Here is a 17,459-nt window from a genome sequence, read left to right as displayed (position 1 = left end):
ACCCCTAGCCGACCCCGGGCCGGGCCCCTGAGCGGGCGCCCTCGCGGTGCCGTGCGGGGGTGTCGCGCGGCGGCGGCATCCGGCCCCGCCTGCGACGATTCGCGTCCTCACGGGGGTGCGCCCCGGCCCCCGGCGGTCGTCCCGCCGGGCCCTCGGGCCACCCCTGTCCCGGCCACCCCTGCGCACCCCTGCTCCGCTCCCCCGCCGCGCGGGGGACCGGGCAGGGGCCGGGGTCCTCAGTCCTCGACGACGACGGAGGTGACGACCAGTGGGCCGTCGACCAGGAAGCGGCCGCGCATCCTGGTCAGCAGCTCGCCGCCGTCCACCGGCCGGACCGGGGACGGGGCGACGCGGAAGGCGCGCTCCTGCGGGTCGAACCGCAGGGCCGCGTCCTGGAAGCCCAACTTCCGCCGCTGGAGCGGGAACCAGGCCTTGTAGACGGACTCCTTGGCGCTGAACAGCACCTTGCCCCAGTGCACGGCGGGGTGCGCGGCCCGCAGTTCGGCGAGGGCGGGCAGCTCCTCGGGCCGGGTGACGGCCTCCAGCACGCCCTCGGGGAGGGCGAGGTGGGGTTCGGCGTCGATCCCGAGCGAGGCGATCTCCCCGGCCCGGGCGACCGCGGCGGCGCGGTAGCCCTCGCAGTGGGTGAGGCTGCCGACGACGCCGTCCGGCCAGAGCGGTTCGTTGTGCGGGCCGGTCAGGATCGGCCCGGCGGGGTGGCCGATCCCGGCCAGCGCGCGGCGGGCGCACCAGCGGGCGGCGGCGAACTCGCGCTGCCGCTTGGGGACGGCCCGGGCGACCAGGGCGGCCTCCTGCGGGTAGCCGTCGTCGGCGTCGTCGCCGGTGTGCACGGCGACCGCGGCGGCCGGCAGGATGCGCTCGATCACAGTCGTCCTCCCCAGGTGGGCACCGGTGCGGGCACGATCTGCTGCAGCGGTTCGGCGGGCGGGCGGTGGCTGCGCTCGCGCGGGTAGCCGAGCGAGACCTCGGTGAAGCGCACGCCGTCGTACACGGTGCGGCGCGGGATGTGCAGGTGGCCGTAGACGGCGTCGACGGCCCGGTGGCGCCGGTGCCAGTCGGCGGTGGCCTCGGTGCCGCACCACTGGGCGAACTCGGGGTGCCGCAGCACCTCGGTGGGCTCGCGCACCAGCGGGTAGTGGTTGACCAGCACGGTCGGCAGGTCCGCGGGCAGCGCGGCGAGCCGTTCCTCGGTGCGGGCGACCCGGGCCCGGCACCAGTCCTCGCGGCTGGGGTACGGGTCGGGGTGCAGCAGGAACTGGTCGGTGCAGACGATCCCGGCGGCCTCGGCGACGGCCAGCGCCTCGGCGGCGGTGCGGGTGCCGGGGGGCCGGAAGGTGTAGTCGTAGAGCACGAACAGCGGGGCGACCACGACGGGTCCGCCGGGCCCGGTCCAGACCGGGTACGGGTCCTCCGGGGTGGCGATGCCGCGGCTGCGGCAGTGCTCGACGAGGCGGTGGTAGCGGTGCTCGCCGCGCAGGGTGACCGGGTCGTGCGGGTGGGTCCACAGTTCGTGGTTGCCCGGGGTCCAGACCACCTTGGCGAAGCGGGCGGCCAGCAGGTCGAGGGCGGCGGTGACGTCGGCGTACAGTTCGCCGACGTCACCGGCGACGAGCAGCCAGTCGCCGGGGTGGGCGGGCCGCAGCCGGTCGACGACGGCGCGGTTGGCGGGGTGGGCGACGTGCAGGTCGCTGACCGCCCAGATCCGCGGGTGGCCGTCCGCGAGGTGGCCGGTCACCGCGCTCCCCCGCGGACCGCCGGGTGCTGACGGCCCATCAGGGGCGCTGCGGTGCGGCCGCGGCCCAGGCGCGGGTCCGCTCCCGGACCGTGGCGAGCACGGCGGGCGCCTGGTCGACCAGGTAGAAGTGCCCGCCGGGGAACTCGGTGACCCGGCACTCGCCGGTGGTGTGACGCTCCCAGGCCCGGTTCTCCTCGGGGCTGGTCATGGCGTCGCTGTCGCCGGTGAGCACCTCGACGGGGCAGTTCAGCACCGGTCCGGCGTCGTCCCGGTAGGTCTCGACGGCCTTGTAGTCGCCGCGCACCGCGGTGAGGACCATGCCGAGCAGGTCGGCGTCGTCGAGCACCTCGTCGCCGGTGCCGCTGAGCTCCCGCAGGGCGCTGACGATGCCCTGGTCGTCGCGCCGGTGGACGCCCTCCTCGCGGACGGTGGACGGGGCGCGCCGGCCGGAGGCGAACAGGCCGAGCGGGGCGGTGCCCGCGGCCTCCAGGCGGCGGGCGACCTCGTAGCCGACCAGGGCGCCCATGCTGTGGCCGAACAGCGCCAGCGGCCGGTCGGTCCAGGGGAGCAGCTCGGCGGTGATCCGGTCGGCGAGGACGCGCACGTCCTCGATGACGGGTTCGGTGCGCCGGTCCTGGCGGCCGGGGTACTGCACGGCGAGCACGTCGAGTTCGGGGGCCAGGGCCTTGGCCACCGGGAAGTAGTAGGTCGCGGCCCCGCCGGCGTGCGGGAGGCAGACGAGCCGGACGGCGGCGTCCTCGGCCGGCCGGAAGCGGCGGATCCAGGCGCCCAGTTCTCGGGCCCCGTTCTGGGTCGGTACGGTCGTCGTCATAGTGCCTCGAATGTGGCAGTCTCATCCGGGGGCTTCAACCCCTATCGGCGGGTGCGGGGGCCGGGGTGCGGGGGCGTCGGCCCTGCTGGGGCGGGTCGGGGCGGGGCGGGCGGGGCAGGGGGGTGTTTTCCCTACCCGGGTCGGGGAGTTTCCACCCCTGACGCGGCGGGCGCCGCGCGGAATGCTCGTGAGCAGCAGGAACTGCGCCCGACGAGATGAGGAATGATGAACCGAGCAGGCGCCCACGGCCGTCCGGTGGCGGGGGACGTACTCCGACTGGCCTCGGTCAGCAAGGTCTACGGCACGACCGGCGTTCCGGTCACCGCACTGAAGAGCGTGAACCTCTCACTGGCTCCCGGTACCTTCACCGCGATCATGGGCCCGTCGGGCTCGGGCAAGAGCACCCTGCTGCACTGCGCGTCGGGGCTCGACCAGCCGAGCAGCGGCGAGGTGTACATCGCCGGGCAGCAGATGACCTTCGGCAACGAGACCGAGCTGACCAGGTTCCGCCGCGGCCGGATCGGTTTCGTCTTCCAGCAGTTCAACCTGCTGCCCTCGCTGACGGTCCGGCAGAACATCACCCTGCCGTCCCGGTTGGAGGGCAAGCGGGTGGACCGGCAGCGGCTGGAGGCCGTGGTGGAGCGGGTGGACCTGCTGCACCGGCTGGACCACCACCCGGCGCAGCTGTCCGGCGGCGAGCAGCAGCGGGTGGCGATCGCCCGGGCGCTGGTCTCCAACCCGAAGATCATCTTCGCGGACGAGCCGACCGGTGCGCTCGACACCCACCGGGCCGCCGAGGTGCTCGACCTGTTCGACCAGGCGGTGCGCGAGTTCGGGCAGACCGTGATCATGGTGACCCACGACCCGATCGCCGCCTCGCACGCCGACCTGGTGCTCTTCCTGGTCGACGGTCAGATCGTCGACGAGATGGCCCGCCCCAACCCGGCCACCGTCGCCGAGGAGATGGCCCGCCTGGGTGAGGAAGTCGCCCGCCGCCACGCCCGATCGGAGTCCTGATCCATGTTCCGCCTCGCCCTCAGCTCGCTGCGACTGCGCAAGGGCAGCTTCGCCGCGACCTTCCTGAACGTGTTCCTCGGCGCCACCATCCTGATGGCCTTCTCCTCGCTGTTCGACACCGGCACGGCCGACGGCGTCTCCGCCCAGGACAAGAAGACCCTGACCACCATGTGCTACGTGGTGGACGGCTGGGGCGTGCTGATCGTGGCCTTCGGCATCGCGGCCACCCTCAACCTGACGGTGCGCCAGCGCAGCAACGAGATCGCGCTGCTGAAGTCGGCGGGCGCGGTCCCGGGCCAGATCACCCGCATGATCATCGGCGAGACCGCGGTGGTCACCCTGCTGGCCGCCGTCCTGGCGGTGCCGGTCGGCTACCTGGCGGGCAACGCGGTGGTGGAGACCCTGGTCTCCAACCACCAGGTCGCCAAGGGCACCGACTACGAGTTCGGCCTGATGGCGCTGAGCATGGGCCTGGGCGTGACCTTCCTGGCCGCGGCGATCGCCGCGTACGTCACCGGCCGCCGGGCCTCCACCGTCAGCACCCGCGAGGCGCTGGTCACCAGCGCGGCGGGCACCACCAAGATGACCAAGAAGCGGATCGGCTTCGGCATCTTCTTCCTGCTGCTGGGCACCGACGCGGGCGTGCTGGTCCCGACCGTGCTCAAGGACCGCGGCTACCTGACCATGTCGATCGCGGGCGAGGCCTGCATCCACGTCTCGATCGGCCTGGCGCTGCTCTCGCCGATCCTGCTGCGGATCGCCAGCGCGCTGGTCGGCGGCGTGGTCCGCGGCTTCGGCGGCACCCCCGCCTACCTGGCCCAGGCCAACATCCGGCAGCGCTCGGGCCGGATGGCGGGCGTCCTGATGCCGATCATCCTGTTCGTCGGGATGGCCGCCGGGTCGCTGTACATGCAGGTCATCCAGAACGACGCGGTCTCCTCGGGCCGGCTGGTGCGCTCCCAGGACGACAAGAACGTCGAGACCCTGAACTTCGTGATCGTCTCCACCATCGCGGTCTTCGCGGCGATCGTGCTGATCAACCTGGCGGTCACCGCGACGGTCTACCGCCGCCGCGAGTTCGGCCAGCAGCGGCTGATCGGCTCCACCCCCGGGCAGGTCGTCCGCACGGTCACCTTCGAGAGCGTGATCACGGTGGTCACCGGCCTGGTCGCGGGCACCGTCGCGGCGCTGGCCTCGATCATCCCGTTCAGCCTGGCCCTGTCGGACGAGGCGATCCCGGACGCGGGCCCGCAGATCTACCTGGTGGTGGTCGCGATCGTGGTGGTGCTGACCTTCGCGGCGAACATCGGCGCCACCCGCAAGACGCTGCGCGAGCGCCCGCTGGAGGCGCTGGCCGCCGCGATCTGACCCCCGGCGTCCGTGGGCCGAGCAGCAGCCCGCGGGCGCGGCGGACGCGGGACGGGGAGGGGCCCCGGGAAGCCACACGCTTCCCGGGGCCCCTCCCCGTCGTGCCGCGGGCACCGCGTCACAGGCCCTGGAGCTCGGCGGCCCGGGCGGTGAGCGCGCCCCGGTCGACCTTCCGGTTGGGCGACAGCGGGAACTCCTCGACCGGCAGGAAGCGCCGCGGGATCGCCCCGGCCGGGACGAGTTCGCGCAGCCCGCGCACCAGGTCGACCGCGGGCACCGCCTCCCCGGTGTAGTACGCCACCAGCACCGTCCCGGCCGGGGTCGGGGCGCCGACCACCACCGCGTCGCGCACCCCGAGGGCGCGCAGCGCGTGCTCGACCTCGGCGGGCTCGATCCGCCAGCCCTGCACCTGGATCTGCGAGTCCAGCCGCCCCAGGTACGCCAGGTCGGTGCCGTCCGGGCCGATCCGGCGGGCCCGGTCGCCGGTGCGGTAGTAGGTCAGCCCGTCGCGCTCCAGGAAGCGGCCCGCACCGTCGCCCGGGTCCAGGTAGCCGGGGGTCAACTGCGGTCCGGCGATGCAGAGTTCGCCGACCTCCTCGGCGGGCTGCCCGTCCGGGTCGAGCAGCAGCACCTGGTGCCCGGCGTGGACGGCGCCGATCGGCACCACGCCGTTGACCGCGACCGCGGGCGTCCCGGTGTCGGACCAGCGGTAGGCGGCGATGGTGACGGTCAGCTCGGTCGGGCCGTACAGGTTCTCGACGGTGGCCGCGGGCGCGGCCGCCCGCCAGTCCTCGACGTCCCGGCAGGTCAGCGCCTCCCCGGCGAAGAAGCTCCAGCGCAGCCCGGGCAGCGCGCCCGGGGCCAGGCCGCCGGTGCGGCGCACCAGGGCGATCGCGCTCGGGGTGGAGAACCAGACGGTCACGCCGTGCTCGGCCAGGAACTCCGGCAGCGCCCGGAACGCCTGCGGCGGCAGGGTGAGGAATTCGGCGCCCGCGCCCCAGGCGCAGAACAGGTCGAACACCGAGCAGTCGAAGTTCAGGTCGAATACCTGGGAGAACACGTCGGCGGGGCCGAAGTCGTAGCGCGCGTCCAGCAGCGAGAAGTAATGCGCGAATGCGCCGTGGGTGAGCCGGACGCCTTTGGGGCGGCCGGTCGAACCCGAGGTGAACAGCACGTACGCCAGGTCGTCCGGGGCGGTCGGCCGGGGCGCGGCCAGCGCCGCCGCCGGGTCGGTCTTCAGCGTGGCGTACGGCAGTTCGTCGGCCTGCACGGCGCCCTCCGGGCCGACCAGCAGCACCGCCCGGCCGCCGCGGACCTCCGCCAGCGCGGGCACCGCCTCCCGGTCGGCGACCAGCACCTGCACGCCCGCCGCGTCCGCCATCTGCGCCAGCCGGGCGGCCGGGAAGTCCGGGCGCAGCGGCACCACGGCGGCCCCGGCGAACAGCGCGGCCAGGATCGCGGTGTACGCCTCGGGGCCCTTGCGGGCCAGCACGCCGACGGTGCGGGCCCGTTCGGCGACCAGGGCGCCGGCCCACAGCAGGGCCCGCTCGTGCAGCTGCCGGTAGGTCAGCACGGTGTCGCCGTGGCGCACCGCCACGCCGTCCGGGGAGGCGGCCAGGCCGCGCAGGAACCGCAGCGGGAGGGTGTTCTCGGTGGGGAATTCCATGTCGCCTCCGGTGGCCGGGAATGAAATAGGGGTTCGTACTCATCGACCCGAACTGGCGCCGTCGGTAAGGTCGCCGGCATGTGGGATGAGAGATTCGAAGAATCCGTGCGCCGTTTTCTGCCGTACCTGCCCGCCGACGAGGAACTCGTCGCCGACGCCCCGTTGCGGGATTTCGGCCTCGACTCGCTGGCGACGGTCGACCTGCTTTCCGTGCTGGAGGACGCCTACGAGGTCAGGTTCCAGGACGAGGCCCTGTCACTGGCGACGTTCGAGACGCCCGAGACGCTCTGGAAGACCCTGTCCCGGATCCGGGCGGAGGCCTAGCCCCCGCCCCGCACCGACCCTCCGCCCCCATGTCTAGCGACTCGCCGGTGGCCGGGCCAGCCCCTTAGGGGCACCCCAGAGCACGGGGCGGCCCGGCGGACGGCGGCCCGCGGGGGGTGGGGGGCCGGTGCCCGACTGGGGTGTTTACTCCCCTGACAAGCGGCCGCCGGGGCCGGAAGACTGGGCTCCGTGGACAGGCACGAGCACGAGGAGACCACGGTGACCCGAGTACGCACGGCCGGCGGACGACCCGCCGTCCAGGCCCCGGCGGGGCAGTCATGAGCGGCTCCCGGGCCGGGCGCCGGGTCGCCCGGATGCTGACGGCCTGCGGCCGCGGGCTGGTGCAGGCGCTGGCCTCGCAGTTCGCGGGGGTGCCGCTGCTGGTCGGCTCGCTGCTGTCGATCGTCCTCCTCCCGCTGGGCCTGGGCGTGCTGGCCGCGCCGACGCTGCTGAAGGGCGCGCGGGCGTTCGCCGACACCGAGCGGCGCTGGGCCCGCGAGTGGTCCGGGGTGCCGATCGCCTCCCCGTACCGGCCGCTGCCGCGCACCGCGCCGGGTCTGATCGGCCGGGTCGAGCTCTGCCGGGAGCTGCTGAAGGACCCGGCGACCTGGCGCGACCTACTGTGGCTGCTGGTCAACGTGCCGGTCGGCGCGCTGCTCGGGGTGCTGCCCGCGGCGCTGCTGGTCAACGGGCTGGGCGGCCTGCTGGTGGCGCCGTTCCTGGTGGCCCTCACCAGCGCCCACCACCTGTACTGGACCCTGAACATCCCGCTGGGCGCGCTGTGCCTGGCCGTCGCGGTGTTCGGGGCCCCGCTGTTCGTCAAGGCGCACGCGCTGTTCTGCGCGGCGCTGCTCTCCCCCGGCCGCGGCCAACTGACCGCCCGCGTCGACTCGTTGACCGACTCCCGGACCCAGGTGGTGGACGCCTCGGCGGCCGAGCTGCGCCGGATCGAGCGCGACCTGCACGACGGCGCGCAGGCCCGGCTGGTCGCCCTGGGCATGAACATCGGCCTGGCCGAACAGCTGATCAAACACGACCCGGAGGCCGCCACCCAGCTGATGATGGAGGCCCGCGAGCACAGCGGCCAGGCCCTGTCCGACCTGCGCGACCTGGTGCGCGGCATCCACCCGCCGGTGCTGGCCGAACGCGGCCTGGACGGGGCGGTGCGGGCGCTGGCGCTGACCATGCCGTTCCCGGTCGACGTGCGGATCGAACTGCCGGGCCGCCCCGAGGCGCCGGTGGAGTCCGCGATGTACTTCGCGGTCGCCGAGGCGCTCACCAACGCCGCCAAGCACAGCGGCGCGGGCCGCGCCTGGGTGCAGCTGGGCCACGAGGACGGCCGGCTGGTCGCCATCGTCGGCGACGACGGCATGGGCGGCGCCTCGGCCTCGCCCGGCGGCGGACTGGCGGGGGTGGAGCGTCGCCTGGCAGCCTTCGACGGAGTGCTCGTCGTCACGAGCCCCGCCGGGGGACCGACCATCATCACCATGGAGCTGCCATGCGCGTTGTCATCGCCGAGGACCTGACCCTGCTGCGGGACGGGTTGATCCGGCTCCTGACCGCCTACGGCCTGGAGGTGGTCGAGGCGGTCGACAACGGCCCGTCCCTGGTGCAGGCGCTGGCCGTGCACAAGCCGGACGTCGCGGTGGTCGACGTCCGGCTCCCCCCGACCCACACCGACGAGGGCCTGCGCGCGGCCCTCGACGCCCGCCGCCACACCCCGGACCTGCCGGTGCTGGTGCTCTCCCAGCACGTCGAGCAGCTGTACGCGAAGGAACTGCTGGCGGCCAGCGGCGGCGGCCTCGGCTACCTGCTCAAGGACCGGGTCTCGGACGTGACCCGGTTCGTCGACGCGGTGCGCACCGTCGCCGCGGGCGGCACCGTGCTGGACCCGGTGGTGGTCAACCAGCTGCTGTCCCGCCACTCCCAGAACAAGGCGCTGCAGAACCTCACCCCGCGCGAACAGGAGGTCCTCGGCCTGATGGCCGAAGGACGGACCAACGCGGGCATCGGCGGCCGCCTGACCATCACCGAGAAGGCCGTCTGCAAGCACATCAACAACATCTTCAACAAGCTCGACCTCCTCCCCCACGACGACGACAACCGCCGCGTCCTGGCCGTCCTGGCCTACCTCAACGACACCGACCCGTCCTCCTCCTGAGCCCCTCCCCCGAAGGCCCCTCCGCCCCCGCGCCGGAGGGGCCTTCGCGCGTCCGGGCGCCCCGCCCCGGCCCCCGTAGGGGGGTTCGGCCGCGGGGCGGGTGCGGGTCCCGGAGGGCCGGTGGGGCCCCCTAAGGGGCTGGTTCCGGGGCGGGGGGCGGGGCTAGACATGGGGGGCGGACGGGCCGCTGACTGGCAGTGAGGTGATTCGGGATGGACGTCGCCGAGGGCACGGTCCCCTTCGGGGAGCACCGGACCTGGTACCGGATGACGGGCACGCCCGGCGCCGGGCGTCCGGTCGTCGTGGTGGCGCACGGCGGCCCCGGCAGCACCCACCACTACCTGGCGAACCTGGCCGAACTGGCCCGCTCCGGCTGGCCGGTGCTGCACTACGACCAGCTCGGCAACGGCGGCTCCACCCACCTGCCGGAGAAGGGCGCGGACTTCTGGGTGCCCGAGCTGTTCGAGGCGGAGCTGGACAACCTGCTGCGCTCGCTGGGCGCGGACGAGGACTACGTGCTGTTCGGCCACTCCTGGGGCGGCCTGCTGGGCGCCCGGCACGCGTCGCGGCAGCCGCCGGGCCTGCGCGGCCTGGTGATCGCCGACTCCCCGGCGTCCTACCCGCTGTGGCGGCAGGAGATGGCGGTGCTGCGGGCCGCGCTGCCGCCGGGGGTGGACGAGACGCTGCGCCGCCACGAGGAGGCCGGCACCACCGCCTCCCACGAGTACTACAAGGCGGTGCGGGTCTTCTACGACCGGCACGTGTGCCGGGTGGTGCCGTGGCCGCGCGACTACCGGGCCTCGTTCCTGGAGATGTCCGAGGACACCACGGTCTACTCGGTGATGAACGGCCCGAGCGAGTTCCACGTCACCGGGACGCTCAGGGACTGGTCGGTGGTGGACTGCCTGCCCGACGTCGACGTCCCGACGCTCCTGGTCACCGGCCGGTACGACGAGGCCACGCCGGTGACCGTGCAGCCGTACTCCGAGCTGATCCCCGACGTGCGCTGGGAGGTCTTCGAGGAGTCGAGCCACGTGCCGAACCTGGAGGAGCCCGAGCGCTTCCTGGCGGTCCTGCTCGAGTTCCTCAAGGGCCTCGCATGACCCGGCACGACCGGCCGCCGGCCGAACGACCGACCGGCACGAACAGGGGGAAACGATGAGCACCACCGGGACCACGGGCGGGGCGCGGACGGGGCAGGCGATGGTCTTCCCCGGCATGGCCCCCAGCAAGTTCGCCGACGTCGGCCGGTTCATGGCCGTCAACCCGTTCGCCCGCCGCCTGGCGGCCGCGGCGGGCAGGCGGCTCGGCCACCCGCTGCTGGAGAGCATGCGCCGGGACGACTCCGACTACAGCACCGCCGCGCAGGTCGGCTTCCTGGTGAACTGCCTGGCGCTGGCGCAGTGGGCGGAGCAGGAGCTCGGCGTGCGGGCCGACCTGTGCGCGGGGCCGAGCTTCGGCGAGAAGACGCTCGCCGCGTACTGCGGCGCCCTGGAGGTCGAGGACGCGGTCTGGATGACGGCCGAACTGGCCGCCCTGCAGGACGAGTTCTTCGCCACCGAGTTCCAGGACGTGGTGACGCACTCCTTCACCCGCACCCCGCGCGAGCAGCTGGACGAGGTGCTGGCCGAGCTCACCGCCCGCGGCGAGTGGCACGAGATCTCCTGCTACATCGACGACAACTTCTTCATGGTGTCGCTGCGTGAGCGCAACCTGGACTGGCTGCTGGAGCGGCTGCGTGCGCTGGGCGGCTTCTCGCTGTACACGATGCGACCGCCCATGCACTCGGCCGCGTTCGGGGCGCTGCGCCGCCGGGCCGAGGACGAGGTGATCGGCAAGCTGGAGTTCGCCGACCCGCGGCTGCCGGTGGTCGCCGACCAGGACGGCGCGGTCCTGCACACCGGCGAGCAGGTGCGCACCATGCTGCTGGACAGCTTCGTGCGGCCGATGCGGTGGACCGACGTGGTCGACACCCTGCTGGAGCGGGGCGTGGGCACGGTGTGCATGGCGGGCCCGGACAGCCTGTTCGGCCGGGTCGCCCGCACCACCGCCAACTTCGAGGTGCTGGCCGCCACGCCGCGGCTCGCCCTGCAGCCGCGCCGCCGCGGCGCGGTGGCCTGAACCCCGGCCGACCCGCCCCGCACGACCCGCACGGTCCCGCACGGTCCCGCACGGCAGATCCCGACCCGCCCCCGCACGACCCGCACGGCCCTCGCACGGCGGGCCCCACCCCGCCCCCGCCCGACCCCTCAGCAGCACGTCGGGGCGGTCTCCGGCCCCGGGCTAGGGGACCTTAAGGGGTGTGATTCCCGCCTGAGCGGCCGTTAGTTTCTCGGAGCGGACCAGCGCGACCCCTGCGAATTCCCTCGCGACACTGCCTCGTCGCGTCTCCTTCTCGTGGCTTGGAGCAAGCCTGTGGACACCCTCGGTCATCTGACCCGCACCATGCTTGTCCATTCCTTCCTGGACGAGGCCGAAGCCCTCGCCCCCGACGCGCCCGCCGTCCGGGACGCGACCGGCCGGTGGACCTACCGGGAGCTGGCCCGCTACAGCCGCGCCGCCGAGCACTGGCTGCAGCAGCGCGGCGTGCGGCACGGCGACCGGGTCGTCGTGCAGTGGGAGACCACCCGCGAGCTGGTCGCCCTGATGTTCGGCGTCTCGCGGCGCGGCGCGGTCTTCGTGCCGCTCAACCCGGGCATGAAGCAGTACCACCTGAACGGCGTCGTCGCGAACGCCGAGCCGGTGCTGGTGCTGACCGGCGCCGACGCCGCCGACACCTGGGCCGGGATCGAGCGCTCCGCCGCCGGGGGCGCGCTCGCCGAGCCGACCGCGGTCTCCCCGCAGGACGTCGCCGTGCTGGTCTACACCTCCGGCAGCACCGCCGCCCCCAAGGGTGTGGTCGAGCCGCACGCGCAGATCGCCTTCGCCACCATGTCGATCGGCCAGGTGCTCGGCTACCGGGACGACGACGTGGTGTTCTGCCGCTTCCCGGTCTCCTGGGACTACGGCCTGTACAAGGTGCTGCTGTCCTGCCACGGCCGCTCCGAGATCGTGCTGGCGGGCGCCGAGTCGGACCTGCGGCTGCTGGGCCTGATCCGCAGCACCGGCGCCACCGTGGTGCCGATCGTGCCCTCGCTGGCCTCGATGATCGCGACCCTGGCCGAGCGGGAGACGCTGACCGAGGAGCCGAACCGGGTGCGGATGTTCACCAACACCGGGGCGGCGCTGCCGCAGGCCACCATCGAGAAGCTCCGCAAGCACTTCGACGGGGCCCGGGTGGTGCGCCAGTTCGGCCAGACCGAGTGCAAGCGGATCACCGTGATGCCGCCGGAGCTGGACGAGCACCGTCCCGACTCGGTCGGCCTGCCGCTGCCCGGCACCCGGGTGCTGATCCTGGACGAGGACGGCACCGAGCTCGGCCCCGGGCAGGTCGGCGAGATCGTCGCGGCCGGCCCGCACGTGATGCCCGGCTACTGGCGGGCGCCCGAGCTGACCGCCCGCGCCTTCCGGCCCGACCCGGTCACCGGCGCGCTGCGCCTGCACACCGGCGACTACGGCAGCCTCGACGAGGACGGCTACCTGTACTTCGAGGGCCGCCGGGACGACATGTTCAAGCGCAAGGGCATCCGGATGAGCACCCTGGAGATCGAGGCCGCCGCGCTGGACGTCCCCGGGGTGCACGCCGCCGCCGTGGTGCCGCCCACCGACGCCCGCGACCTGTGCCTGTTCGTCGAGGCCGACCTGCCGCCGCACACCGTGCTGCGCGAGCTGGCCCGCCGCCTGGAGCCGCAGAAGGTCCCCTCGCAGTGCCGGGTGCTGGAGCGCCTCCCGCTGACCGCGCACGGCAAGAACGCCACCGCCGAACTGGCCCGGCTGCTCGACGCCGAGACCGCCCCGGCCGCCGCCCCGGCCACCCCCGCGACCGCCCCCACCGCCCCGACCCGCACGGCCGCCACGACCGCGGGAGACGCCCGGTGAACCGCCCGACCGACCGCTACCGGGAGCTGGCCGCCCGCTACGGCACCCCGCTGTACGTCTACGACCTGGACCTGCTCGACGAGGGCCACCGGGCACTGGCCGACGCGGTGCCCGAGGGCATCGAGCTGTACTACGCGTTCAAGGCCAACCCGCACCCCGCACTGGCCCGCGCCCTGCGCGAGGGCGCCGTGGGCGGCACCCGCCCGTGCCGGGCCGAGATCAGCTCGCCGGGCGAGCTGGACTCCGCGCTGGCGGCCGGGTACACCGCCGCCGAGTGCCTGTACACCGGGCCCGGCAAGACCGCGTCCGAACTGGAGTACGCGATCGGCCGCGGGGTGCGGATCTTCTCGGTGGAGTCGTACACCGACCTGCAGCACGTCGGCCGGGCCGCGCTGCGCCTGGGCGCGGTGGCCCGCTGCCTGCTGCGGGTCAACAGCGCCGGGACGAAGGCCGCGAACACCGGCATCCGGATGATGGGCAAGCCCTCGCAGTTCGGCATCGACAGCGAGACCCTGCCGGAGCTGATGCCGCTGCTGACCTCGGTGCCGGGCACCGAGGTGGTCGGCGCGCACTTCTTCACGATGAGCAACGCGGTCGACGAGGCCGGGCTGATCGGCGAGTTCGAGCGGACGGTGCTCTCCGCGGTGCAGCTGGCCGAGGAGGTGGGCCTGCCGCTGGAGCTGCTGGACATCGGCGGCGGCTTCTCCTCCCCGTACGCGGTGCCGGGCGAGCGCGCCGCGTACCCGAAGCTGGCGGCCGAGCTGGAGCGGATCCTCGACCTGCACCTGCCCGGGTGGCGGGCGGGCGCGCCGCAGTTGGCGGTGGAGTCGGGCCGCTACCTGGTCGGCGGCAGCGGCTTCCTGGTCAGCGGCGTGGTCAACGTCAAGGACAGCCGCGGCAACCGCTTCGTGATCCTGGACGCCGGGATCAACACCCTGGGCGGGCTGTCCGGCCTGGGCCGGCTGCTGCCGGCCGCGGTGCAGCTCGACGGCGCGGAGCCGGAGCAGCGGGCCAGCCTGGTCGGGCCGCTGTGCACCCCGGGCGACTCGCTGGGCCGGGACGTGCACCTGCCGGAGCTGGCGCCCGGCGACGTGGTGGTGGTGCCGAACGTCGGCGCGTACGGGGTCAGTGCGAGCCTGCTGGGATTCCTCAGCCGCCCGGCCCCGGTGGAGGTGCTGGTGCGCGGCGGCGAGGTGGTCTCGGCGACCCGGCTGGAGCTGGTCCGCACCGAGGCTCCCGAAGCGGCGGAGGCGGACCGGTGAGCGGCCCGACGAACGGGACGGCCGGCGGCGCGGGGACGGTGGCCCGGCCGGCCGCGCCGCTGCCCGCGCAGCGCTCCGCCGGGCCGGTGCCGCCGCGCGGCACGGTGGTGGTCAGCAGCATGGCCTCCGACGCGCACACCTGGAACCTGGTCTTCCTGCAGCTGCTGATCGAGGAGCTCGGCTTCGAGGTGGTCAACCTCGGCGCGACGGTGCCCGACGAGATGCTGCTGGCGGAGTGCCGCGAGCGCGGCCCGGCGCTGCTGGTGCTCTCCAGCGTCAACGGGCACGGCTACCACGAGGGCCTGCGGGTGATCCGGCGGCTGCGCGCGGACGCCGACCTGGCCGGGCTGCCGGTGCTGATCGGCGGCAAGCTCGGCATCACCGGCGGCGAGAGCGCCGAGCACATCGAGGAGCTGCTCGGCGCCGGGTTCGACGCCGTGTTCGACGACCGGCCGGAGGGCATCGCGGCGTTCACCGGCCTGCTCGGCCGCCTCTCCGAGCGGCAGGCCCATGAACTTCGGTGACCACGTGCGCGAGGTCCACGCGCGCGGCGCCCTGGTGGTGCAGCCGCGGATGGGCATGGCCGACCCGGCGCTGATGCGGGCCGGGCTGGAGGCCGTCGAGCGGGCCGACGCCGACACCGTCGGCACCATCACCCTGGACAGCTACACCCGGACCGGCGACCTGGAGTCGGTCCGGGCGGCGCTGCGCGACGGCGTCGGCCTCAACGGCTACCCGATCGTCACCTACCCGGCGGCGGTGACCCGCGGCGTGGTCGCGGGCCTGGCCGAGCGGGGCTTCCCGGTGCAGGTGCGGCACGGCTCGGCCCGTCCGCTGCACATCTTCGGCGCGCTGCTGGACGCCGGGCTGCACGCCACCGAGGGCGGCCCGGTCTCCTACTGCCTGCCCTACGGGCGCACCCCGCTGGACGAGTCGGTCCGCAACTGGGAGGCGTCCTGCGAGCTGGCCGCCGAGTACGCCGCCGAGCGCGGCGTCCGGCCGCACCTGGAGACCTTCGGCGGCTGCATGCTGGGCCAACTGTGCCCGCCCAGCCAGCTGGTGGCGATCAGCGTGCTGGAGGCGGTGTTCTTCCACGGCCTGGGCATCCGCTCACTGTCGCTGAGCTACGCCCAGCAGACCGACGCCGAGCAGGACGCCGAGGCGATCCGGGCGCTGCGGGCGCTGGCCGGGCAGCTGCTGCCGGACGCCGACTGGCACGTGGTGGTCTACGCGTACATGGGCGTGTACCCGCGGACGGTCGCGGGCGCGAACGCCCTGCTGGCGGCGGCGGCCCGGCTGGCCGTGGACACCGGCTCGGAGCGGCTGATCGTCAAGACCTCGGTGGAGTCCAGCCGGATCCCCACCGTGCAGCACAACGTGGACGCCCTGGAGTACGCGGCCGCGGTCGCCCGGGACCGCCGGCGGCAGCTGGCCGGGCCGGACGCGCCGCCCGCGGCGCCCGCCGACGGCACCGACAGCCAGGTGTACCGGGAGGCGGCGGCGCTGGTCGCGGCGGTCCTCGACGGCGTCGGCAGCGGGGGCGTCGGCGGCGCCCTGGTCGGCGCCTTCAAGCGCGGCCTGCTGGACGTCCCGTACTGCCTGCACCCGGACAACGCCGGGCGCAGCCGCAGCTACCTGGACGAGGCCGGCCGGCTGTGCTGGGCGGAGCTGGGCGGCGTGCCGCTGCAGGGCATCGCCCCGGTGCGCCCCGGGCGCCGGATCACCTCCGGCGACCTGACGAAGGCCCTGTGCCACGTGCAGGACAGGTTCGACGCGGTCGCCCTCGACCGTGGCGCCGACCGGCCGGTCGGCGCGGCAGAGCACGAGATCCTGGAAGGGAAACCGGCATGACGTCCGACCGCCAGATCCGCGACTACCCGTTCGACATGACGGAAGTCGACGTCTCCCCGATGTACGCCAAGCTGCGCGCCGAGGAGCCGATGAGCTGGGTGCGGCTGCCCTACGGCGAGCCGGCCTGGCTGGCCACCCGCTACGCCGACGTCAAGCTGGTGATGGCCGACCCGCGGTTCAGCCGCGAGATGGCGCAGGGCCTGGACCAGCCGCGGCTGCGCAAGGAGCTGACCGGCGACGGCATCATGGGCATGGACCCGCCGGACCACACCCGGCTGCGCAAGCTCGTCAACAAGGCGTTCACCGCCCGCCGGGTCGAGCAGATGCGCGCCGACATCAGGTTCCGCTGCGCCCGCCTGATCGACGCGATGGTGGAGAAGGGCCAACCGGCCGACCTGGTCGAGGACATGGCGCGGCCGCTGCCGGTGTCGGTGATCTGCGACCTGCTCGGGGTGCCGTTCTCCGACCACCAGACCTTCCGCAAGTGGACCGAGGGCCTGACCAACGACTCCACCATGAACGGCTACGTGCTGGAGGAGATCGGCGGCGAGCTCGGCGAGTACATGTCCGCGCTGATCGCCAAGCGCCGCGAGGAGCCGACCGACGACCTGCTCGGCGCCCTGGTCTACGCCCGCGACGACGGCGACAAGCTGACCGAAGACGAGCTGATCGCGATCGCCGGACCCGGGCTGCTGACCGGCGGCGTGGAGACCGTCTCCTCCGGCCTGCCCAGCTTCTTCTTCACCCTGCTCGCCGACTTCCCCGACCAGTTGGCGCTGCTGCGCTCCCGGCCGGAGCTGCTGCCCTCCGCGGTCGAGGAGCTGCTGCGCTACGTGCCGGTCAACACGGCGGCGATGTTCGCCCGGTACGCCACCGAGGACGTCCGCTTCGGCGACGTGGTGGTGCGGGCCGGCGACCCGGTGATGCCCGCCCTGGCCGCGGCCAACCGCGACCCCGAGGTGTTCGAGGACCCCGAACAGCTCGACATCACCCGCCAGGTGAACCCGCACATGGCGTTCGGGCACGGCCCGCACCACTGCATCGGGGCGGCGCTGGCCCGCCTGGAGCTGCAGGAGTCGATGGCCGCCCTCCTGGAGCGTTTCCCGGACCTGCACCTGCCCGGTGGCCGGGAGTCCGTGCAGTGGCAGTTCGGCGTGATCGTGCGGGGACCGGTTTCCATGCCGGTCGGTTGGTGATCGGTTCCTGTTCCTGATTAGGGGAGTTTCGGCAATGCCCATCTTGTT

General features: G+C 74.0%; 16 protein-coding genes. 12 read left to right on the top strand and 4 right to left on the bottom strand.

Annotation, left to right across the window (positions count from 1 at the left end):
- Window positions 1–236: 236 nt before the first annotated feature.
- The 3 genes from QSK52_RS21910 to QSK52_RS21900 are packed head-to-tail and all read right to left on the bottom strand — an operon-like array spanning window position 237 to window position 2,588.
- Entirely contained in the window at window positions 237–887 is a 651-nt protein-coding gene (locus tag QSK52_RS21910) for a 4'-phosphopantetheinyl transferase family protein (protein WP_285737826.1), read from the bottom strand.
- Window positions 884–1,756, bottom strand: a complete 873-nt coding sequence (locus QSK52_RS21905; RefSeq protein ID WP_285737825.1) for a metallophosphoesterase family protein — start codon at window positions 1,754–1,756, stop codon at window positions 884–886. The genes QSK52_RS21910 and QSK52_RS21905 overlap by 4 nt, the downstream gene beginning before the upstream one ends.
- 37 nt (window positions 1,757–1,793) lie before the next feature.
- A complete protein-coding gene (locus QSK52_RS21900; protein ID WP_285737824.1) occupies window positions 1,794–2,588 on the bottom strand; it encodes a thioesterase II family protein in 795 nt (264 codons plus the stop codon).
- 225 nt (window positions 2,589–2,813) lie between these two features.
- Between QSK52_RS21900 and QSK52_RS21895 the strand changes: the two genes are divergently transcribed.
- Both QSK52_RS21895 and QSK52_RS21890 read left to right on the top strand, forming a co-directional pair.
- Window positions 2,814–3,605, top strand: coding sequence for an ABC transporter ATP-binding protein (locus tag QSK52_RS21895; RefSeq protein WP_285737823.1), 792 nt, complete (start codon window positions 2,814–2,816; stop codon window positions 3,603–3,605).
- Window positions 3,606–3,608: 3 nt separating this feature from the next.
- Complete coding sequence (locus QSK52_RS21890) at window positions 3,609–4,973, top strand: ABC transporter permease (protein ID WP_285737822.1); 1,365 nt, start codon at window positions 3,609–3,611, stop codon at window positions 4,971–4,973.
- 118 nt (window positions 4,974–5,091) lie between these two features.
- On the opposite strand, the gene QSK52_RS21885 is transcribed toward QSK52_RS21890, so the two are convergent.
- Entirely contained in the window at window positions 5,092–6,639 is a 1,548-nt protein-coding gene (locus tag QSK52_RS21885; protein WP_285737821.1) for an AMP-binding protein, read from the bottom strand.
- A 105-nt stretch (window positions 6,640–6,744) separates the two neighbouring features.
- Here QSK52_RS21885 and QSK52_RS21880 point away from each other — a divergent pair, with 105 nt between their 5' ends.
- From QSK52_RS21880 to QSK52_RS21835, 10 genes are all read left to right on the top strand, one after another.
- Complete coding sequence (locus QSK52_RS21880; RefSeq protein ID WP_435053316.1) at window positions 6,745–6,963, top strand: phosphopantetheine-binding protein; 219 nt, start codon at window positions 6,745–6,747, stop codon at window positions 6,961–6,963.
- A gap of 278 nt (window positions 6,964–7,241) precedes the next feature.
- Window positions 7,242–8,489 carry a sensor histidine kinase gene (locus QSK52_RS21875; RefSeq protein ID WP_285737820.1) on the top strand — a complete coding sequence of 416 codons (1,248 nt, stop codon included), beginning with the start codon at window positions 7,242–7,244 and terminating at the stop codon, window positions 8,487–8,489.
- The gene (locus QSK52_RS21870) at window positions 8,462–9,124 is read left to right on the top strand and encodes a response regulator (RefSeq protein WP_285737819.1); all 663 of its coding nucleotides are present in this window, start codon (window positions 8,462–8,464) and stop codon (window positions 9,122–9,124) included. The genes QSK52_RS21875 and QSK52_RS21870 overlap by 28 nt, the downstream gene beginning before the upstream one ends.
- A 212-nt stretch (window positions 9,125–9,336) precedes the next feature.
- Window positions 9,337–10,227, top strand: a complete 891-nt coding sequence (locus QSK52_RS21865) for a proline iminopeptidase-family hydrolase (protein WP_285737818.1) — start codon at window positions 9,337–9,339, stop codon at window positions 10,225–10,227.
- Between the two features lie 55 nt (window positions 10,228–10,282).
- Window positions 10,283–11,245, top strand: coding sequence for an ACP S-malonyltransferase (locus QSK52_RS21860; RefSeq protein WP_285737817.1), 963 nt, complete (start codon window positions 10,283–10,285; stop codon window positions 11,243–11,245).
- A 324-nt stretch (window positions 11,246–11,569) separates the two neighbouring features.
- Window positions 11,570–13,102, top strand: a complete 1,533-nt coding sequence (locus QSK52_RS21855; protein WP_285737816.1) for an AMP-binding protein — start codon at window positions 11,570–11,572, stop codon at window positions 13,100–13,102.
- Complete coding sequence (locus tag QSK52_RS21850) at window positions 13,099–14,364, top strand: type III PLP-dependent enzyme (protein ID WP_285737815.1); 1,266 nt, start codon at window positions 13,099–13,101, stop codon at window positions 14,362–14,364. The genes QSK52_RS21855 and QSK52_RS21850 overlap by 4 nt, the downstream gene beginning before the upstream one ends.
- A gap of 119 nt (window positions 14,365–14,483) precedes the next feature.
- On the top strand, window positions 14,484–14,888 hold the full coding sequence (locus QSK52_RS21845; protein ID WP_285737873.1) for a cobalamin B12-binding domain-containing protein: 405 nt from the start codon (window positions 14,484–14,486) through the stop codon (window positions 14,886–14,888).
- Window positions 14,875–16,215 carry a methylaspartate mutase gene (locus tag QSK52_RS21840; RefSeq protein ID WP_285737814.1) on the top strand — a complete coding sequence of 447 codons (1,341 nt, stop codon included), beginning with the start codon at window positions 14,875–14,877 and terminating at the stop codon, window positions 16,213–16,215. Before QSK52_RS21845 ends, QSK52_RS21840 begins: the two co-directional genes overlap by 14 nt.
- Entirely contained in the window at window positions 16,212–17,411 is a 1,200-nt protein-coding gene (locus QSK52_RS21835; RefSeq protein WP_285737813.1) for a cytochrome P450, read from the top strand. Before QSK52_RS21840 ends, QSK52_RS21835 begins: the two co-directional genes overlap by 4 nt.
- Window positions 17,412–17,459: the final 48 nt, after the last annotated feature.

Source organism: Kitasatospora phosalacinea (assembly GCF_030268885.1).
GTDB classification, from domain to species: Bacteria; Actinomycetota; Actinomycetes; order Streptomycetales; family Streptomycetaceae; genus Kitasatospora; species Kitasatospora phosalacinea_C.
This window is presented reverse-complemented; position numbering and strand designations above follow the sequence as displayed.